Consider the following 6,294-nt stretch of genomic DNA (forward strand, 5'->3'; position numbering starts at 1 on the left):
AGGGGACGCCCCATCAAGGGCGGCAGGCAAGCTATTTCCGCCGCGGGGGACGAGCCCCCGCTTTGCATCGCGAAACAAATAGCTTGCCTGCCGCCCTCCTCCACATGCGTTCCGGCCCCGAAGGCGGGGTGAAGGGGCGTCCCCCGTGACGGCTTTCGCAGCCCATGAAGGCCGCGCGGGTTGTCGCGCGGATGAGACAGGCCCGGAGGCAAGAAACAGATGACGATCCACACCCACGACGACGCGTATGAACCCGCCCAAACCGCATCGCAGACCGCCCATGCGCTCGACGAGTTGCAGCTTTACGGCTACCGCCCCTTTGATGAGCCCGATCCGCGCCCGATGCCCGATGGGCAGCGCCTTGCGGTCGCCGTCGCCGACATCTTCGATGCCCTCGTCGCGAGCCTTGAAGACACCCGCATGGAACCCGACCTCGAAGAGGTGCTCTGGGGTCAGGTCAACCTCTTCCACCGCGCCACGGCGAGGGTTGAGCGGTCGCTCGATGAAAACGAACAGGCGCAGCGCCGCCTTCAGCGCGAGCAGGACGGCTCCGAGGTGAAATCCACCGAACTCGAACGCCTGACGGCCGAAGGCCTGACGCTGATCGAACGGCGCAACTGCATGGACATGATGCGCGATCACGCCGCCACCGAGTTCGTCCATCACACGGGCTCCACCTGGCGCCCCCGCACTGGCTCGATGGTGAACCGCCAGCACATGACCGCAGCACTCATCGACAGCCGCGATTTCCTCGCCGCCAAGCGCCGCGCGGAGACCGAGGTGATGCTGCCCGCAGGACCCAAGGTCGCTCTCACCGGCGGGACCGATTTCAACGATCACCGCCTGATCTGGGGCAAGCTCGACCAGGTCCGGACCAAATATCCCGACATGGCCCTTCTGCACGGGGGAAGCCCGAAGGGCGCAGAGCTCATCGCCGCCAAATGGGCCGAGGCCCGGGGCGTGACGCAGGTGGCCTTCAAGCCCGATTGGACCAAGCATGCCAAAGCCGCCCCCTTCAAGCGCAACGACGCGATGCTGGATGTGCTCCCCGTGGGTGTCCTCGTCTTCCCGGGCACCGGCATCCAGGAGAACCTAGCCGACAAGGCCAAAAAGCTCGGCATCCCGGTCATGAAGTTCGAGAAGGGGGCATGAGCCCCCTTTTCCCCTCGCGGGGAAATCAAGGTGGCAGGGCATGCGTCCACTTGATATTGTGGAAGAAAGCCTGCTGGATCACGATATGTCTCACTCTGTCGCTCAACTTGAGGTGTTCCCGACCGACCTGCAGATGCGGCGGATCGATCCAGCCTGCAACATGCGGCGGTTTTACCGCATGAGCATTCAGCCCGATCTCTTTGGGGGCGCCAGCTTGGTGCGCGAATGGGGCCGCATTGGCGCGCGCGGGCAGATGATGATTGAGCAGCATCCAGATGAAGGGCGCGCTGTCACCGCGCTGATGAAACTTGCCGCGATAAAGAAGCGGCGGGGTTATGCATGATGCGCGGCCGCGGTTCGAAAAGCGGGCAGACACAGGAAAACGAGGGGGAGATGGCACTCGACATCGATAAGATTGATGATGCGGCTCTCGCGATCCTTAGCCTGACGCTGCATTACGGCGATCAGGTCTGGAAGGGAGTCGATTGGGCCATCACCAACCGGCTTTTCGAGAAAGGCCTGATTTTTGATCCCAAAAACAAGGCGAAATCGCTGAGCCTGACCCCAGAAGGGGTCGCGCATGCGCGGGAGATTCTCGCGCGGGATTTCAGCAAGGCCGAGTGACGGGCGGCTTTGCGGGACCTTCCAGTTGTTCGCTGCTTCTGCGCCGGAGGCTTGGTGCAATGACCTGAGCGGACATTCCTAGGGTCGTCATCATTGTCCTGCGTGCCAGCCACTTGGTGCTGAATTGATCAGAGCTTCACTGCGATGGTTGATCGGGCAACGAGAAACCCATCTCAAGTAAAAAACGTGACGGCTGCTTATTCCATCCCCGATAGTTGTCGGCATAGGAGAGGCAGAGCCACTCTCGCGCACGCGTGATAGCCACGAAGCAGTTGCGCCGCTCCTCTTCCATTTCAGCGCTGTTCTCGCCTGCTTTCAGGCTTTGAAAGCTCGGCAAGATGTCCTCCGCCAGTCCGACCACATAAACATGATCGAATTCCTTCCCCTTGGCGCCGTGGATCGTCATAAGGGTCACGGTATTGCTGCCGACTGGGGCCTCCTTTGAGCGGATGGCCAGTTCCTGAAGAAACTGTTCAAGCGGCGCATCGCGGCCGATGGTTTTACCGATACTTCTCACAAGATCGGACCAAGCCGCCCGGTCTTCTGCAATGTCACTGGCTTCATCGTCCTGCGCCGGGATCATGGCGAGGACTGCATCAACAAACTGCCTGAACCGCGCGGGCTCCTTTGCGAAGGTTGCAGCTAGGTCGACGAGAGCGTTGCCATTGACGTCATCTCCAAGCCCGGCTTTGACCGCTACCGCCCATTCATCGAGCAGGGAGCGTTCGGTCAGTTCGGTGGCGGTAACGATGAGATCGACACGCGCGTCAGTGCCAAACCAACGATTGAAAGCGCCGGTCAGGATTTCCAGCGCACGTCGATCAAGCGGACGCAGCCCTTGGCGAAGTACGGCAGCGAGCCATAGGAATTGAGGTGATCTGAAATCATCGCGGCGCTGAGAAATGACCGCGTTGACCTGCTTTTGCGTTAGGGCGGATTGAAGCTTTTCGAGCATGTAGCGCGTGCGGGCCAGTACCGCGACCTCTCCCCATTGAGCGCGGTCGATTTTGGCGATGCCTTCCGCAATCGACGCGGCTTCCACGTCGTCGGTGGAATAGCGTAGGACGCAGATGTGCTGTTCATCGGGATACTTCAGCGAGGTTTTGCCCGCCTCCAGCGGCTGCTTGGCAGTCGTGCGCTGCAGATTGTGGACCACAAGACGGTTGGCGACAGAAACAATTGCAGGTGGACAACGGTAGTTTGTTGGAAGCTGCAATTCCTGCGGGGAAAAGTCGGCCCGGAACCGCTGGATCTGTTGGTAGCTCGCACCGTTCCACTGGTAGATGATCTGGTCATCGTCGGCAACGGCGAAGACATTCCTGAAATCCTCGCCGGCAAGCGCGCGGATTAGTCGGTACTGCCCGTCGGTAGTGTCCTGAAACTCGTCGAACATCCAGTAGGCATAGGTCTTGCGATAGCGTCCAGCAATGCCGGGGAAGGCTGTGACTAGCCGATGAGCTTGGGCGATGAGCGAACCAAAATCTAGGGCGTTGGCTTGGGTGAGCGCCGCCTCGTAAGCGGCGTATACCTGCTCCACGCGTGAGCCATCAGACGGATCACGAAAGTATCGGGCCGAGCCTGCCGGCTGGATGAGCTGCGACTTAAGCTTGTCAATGGTAGACAGCAGCCGAACGTCGTCTTGGCTCAGGCCCGCCTGTTTGATCGCGTCGCGCAGAATTTCCTGACGATCTACGTCGAGCGAGTAGATCGCAAAATCAGGGTTGATGCCAATGTGGGAGCCGTGCTGTTGCAGCATCTGCATGCAGAACGAGTGAAAGGTCCCGATGAGAGCACGGCGCTCCTGTTCAGGTACCAGTGCAGTGACGCGGGCGGACATTTCGTCAGCGGCCTTGTTGGTGAAGGTCAGAGCCAGGACGCGGAACGAACGATCCGGCGTGTCGGCGAGCAATTTGGCGACACGTGTTGTCAACACTCGGGTCTTACCGGAGCCGGGGCCGGCGAGAACGAACATCGGGCCATCGCGCCAAGCGACAGCAACGCTTTGAGCCTCGGTCAGTTCTGACAATGCGACGCTGAGGGAGGAATCGGTCATGTGAGGCCTCTGAGTGCCAGGATTGCATCGCGGAACGGTGCAGGCATGCGCTGCGCCAGCGCCTGGTTCTCGGCGCACTGTTTCGCGAGAACAGCAGCATAGCCACTCTTGTCGTTCTCGAGTGCCGAAATCAACGTTTCATTGTCAAAGTCCGTCGCCGCTGCATTTCCAAAAGAGACGAGGATCGCTTTTAGTTCGTTTTGCAGACCATCTTCTACGAGCTGCTGCTCAAGAAATCCGGCAGGCAAAGAGTAGGTACGTCGTGCGATTTCTGCGGCAGAGAAATTTCTGGCGGTGATCCTGGCGATGTAATCATGCCCTGCGGGATCTCCGTCTACGACGGCAAGCCATGGATAACCCAGCGCTCGTGCAAGTACCGCAAAAATTTCCGGGCTGCCATTATTCTGAAAATCGATGACGGCGACGCCGTGTTCATCGAGATCATAGCCCAAGCCTTTGGCGATGCCATGAACAAGTTGGTATTCGGATTGCCCTTCAACGAGAAGCCATCGGCGTGCGAAGAAAATTTCGCCGCGGATTCGCCGGGCAAATGTCCCGAGTTTCTCCAATTCTGCGTCCGAGATGAACTCCTGCGATGCATCGCATGCTTTTCGCAGTGCAGCGTGGATGCCCTGCGTGTCGGGGCGTCCGGCATAGGCCACGAGGAGATTGCGATACTGGTTTTGGGGCAGCGTGCCGGATAAAACGAGTTCGTTGAGGCTGCGGTCATAGGTGATGATTCCGCCAGAGTCGGCGATGATGGCGTCGATCTGAGGAACATGCGGAACGGGCGCGCGGAATTGCCGAGGGAGTGAGCTCACCGTTGTGCCGTTGGCCTCGACACGGACAACGCGAATATCGCGGAAGGGAACGTGCTGAAGGAAGTACGGCGAATGTGTTGTTACGATCTTCTGGCCTGGCAGTTCACTGATATGACGCCAAAGGCTGCGGGCCGCCTGCGGATGAAGATGTGTCTCCGGCTCCTCCAGCGCCAAGACAGCCGTGCTTTCAGGCCGATACAGGTCGCTAAGGATCAGTTCAACGAATGCTTTGAAGAGGAACATCACAGAAAGGCTCTGCACACCTTGACCGTGCCGCGCCAACGGGAGCCACGGTTTGCCGCCCTCCGTCTGATAGATGACCTCCGCCTTCGAGAGGATATCCCATGTATTGAGGGGCAACAGCCGTAAGTCAGCTTGGCCCGGTGCGTCGGAGGCGGCGACACTACTGATATGGGAAAGACCGGTGGCAAGATTGGTCAGAAGCGGATCAGCATCGAGTAGGCGTCGATTCAAGAGATCGAAAATACGCTTTGATCTCTGTTCGAGAGGCTCGGGAATTTGCACCGTCCGAAGCAATTTGCCCCAGAACTGGCTCCTTGAGGAAAATTCGTTTGTGACGTCGCGAAGCGCCTCAAGGTAGAATACAGGCAGAAACTGGAAGAATTCCTGGAGATTGACGGCGCGGGCGCCGCGCCCGGCGAGTGGGTTCCTGTCGACGTTCAGGAATTCCCATCGTGGAACGAAACTCTCTTCGGCCGCGTCCCATGAGCAGCTGACGCGCATGATGATCGACGCACGGCCGGTCACCGGGTCGAGCTGGATGATGTCTTCTAGTTCGCCTTGGAGGTCCTCGGGCCACTCGTTGGCTACAGCCTCCTGGAGCTCGACCTCGATAACAACTGGATCGCCGACTTTTGGATCTGGCCTGCCGTCGCACAGATGCACATCATATTCAGTGAATCCGGTTCCGCGCTGTCCCCACCGTCTGGTCAGCGCGATGCGGATCGCTTCCAGTATTGCCGATTTCCCGGCGTTGTTGGTCCCTATAAGGACTGTAACCGCACCAAACTGAATTTCTGCCTCTTTGATAGAGCGAAAGTTTGATATTTTAAGTCGACTTATTTGCACTATTGAACATCCCTTACGCCCTTGGCCAACGATACCGAGAGAACGGCGCTTTGCACAGCTTGAACCGCACGCATCCGCCGACGGCGGCCGCCGTGTCTTACGGATCGGGTGGTTTTCCGTTCCGCAAGAGTTGGGTGTCCGCTTTCAGGTATATCGCCGGGCGGCACCGACAGGGTTCGGATGTCGGCTATGGGCCGAACACAATACTGCACCTGCGAAATAGGCTTCCATGCTGCGATGTGCGTGACTGTAATGGTGAAGGTTTCGACATGGGCAAGCCCCGCAAGCGGGGTCGGGCTGCTGAGGCTCCGCCCTTAATTCCGACCTTGCTGTCTTCCTGTGCCAATACGTCTTGATCTGTCTCATCCTGAGCCACCCCAAGCCGTTTGCCACATGGTCGCCATCATGATCCGCTTTCAGCTCTGACGGGTCTGCATCCCTCTTGCAAGGCGGACGCTGCCGCCAGGCGAAGCCGAGGGGCTCTAGTGTTCGCCACCTGACATAAGATTCCGAAGGGCTATGCGTCTGGCTTCTGGTCGAACAGAATAACGTGCG

General features: G+C 59.0%; 5 protein-coding genes. 3 read left to right on the plus strand and 2 right to left on the minus strand.

Translation table 11 applies throughout. The annotated features are described in order from the left end of the window. Positions 1–219: 219 nt before the first annotated feature. The 3 genes from A8B82_RS20050 to A8B82_RS20060 all read left to right on the plus strand — a co-directional run bounded on the left by A8B82_RS20050 (position 220) and on the right by A8B82_RS20060 (position 1,776). A complete protein-coding gene (locus tag A8B82_RS20050) occupies positions 220–1,152 on the plus strand; it encodes a DUF2493 domain-containing protein (RefSeq protein ID WP_067296564.1) in 933 nt (310 codons plus the stop codon). 85 nt (positions 1,153–1,237) lie between these two features. Next, complete coding sequence (locus A8B82_RS20055; protein WP_067296573.1) at positions 1,238–1,495, plus strand: WGR domain-containing protein; 258 nt, start codon at positions 1,238–1,240, stop codon at positions 1,493–1,495. Further along, complete coding sequence (locus A8B82_RS20060) at positions 1,492–1,776, plus strand: DUF6429 family protein (protein WP_235604748.1); 285 nt, start codon at positions 1,492–1,494, stop codon at positions 1,774–1,776. Before A8B82_RS20055 ends, A8B82_RS20060 begins: the two co-directional genes overlap by 4 nt. A 136-nt stretch (positions 1,777–1,912) precedes the next feature. On the opposite strand, the gene A8B82_RS20065 is transcribed toward A8B82_RS20060, so the two are convergent. Both A8B82_RS20065 and A8B82_RS20070 read right to left on the minus strand, forming a co-directional pair. Beyond that, the gene (locus A8B82_RS20065; protein ID WP_067296567.1) at positions 1,913–3,829 is read right to left on the minus strand and encodes an ATP-dependent helicase; all 1,917 of its coding nucleotides are present in this window, start codon (positions 3,827–3,829) and stop codon (positions 1,913–1,915) included. After that, positions 3,826–5,739 carry an ATP-dependent nuclease gene (locus A8B82_RS20070; RefSeq protein ID WP_067296570.1) on the minus strand — a complete coding sequence of 638 codons (1,914 nt, stop codon included), beginning with the start codon at positions 5,737–5,739 and terminating at the stop codon, positions 3,826–3,828. The genes A8B82_RS20065 and A8B82_RS20070 overlap by 4 nt, the downstream gene beginning before the upstream one ends. Positions 5,740–6,294 lie beyond the last annotated feature (555 nt).

It is taken from the genome of Sulfitobacter sp. EhC04, assembly GCF_001650875.1.
Taxonomy (GTDB): Bacteria; Pseudomonadota; Alphaproteobacteria; order Rhodobacterales; family Rhodobacteraceae; genus Sulfitobacter.

Bases quoted from the DNA above. Each gene is read 5' to 3' on its own strand.
- A8B82_RS20060 (WP_235604748.1), top strand. From the start codon at position 1,492: ATGATGCGCGGCCGCGGTTCGAAAAGCGGGCAGACACAGGAAAACGAG.
- A8B82_RS20065 (WP_067296567.1), bottom strand. From the start codon at position 3,829: ATGACCGATTCCTCCCTCAGCGTCGCATTGTCAGAACTGACCGAGGCT.
- A8B82_RS20055 (WP_067296573.1), top strand. From the start codon at position 1,238: ATGTCTCACTCTGTCGCTCAACTTGAGGTGTTCCCGACCGACCTGCAG.
- A8B82_RS20050 (WP_067296564.1), top strand. From the start codon at position 220: ATGACGATCCACACCCACGACGACGCGTATGAACCCGCCCAAACCGCA.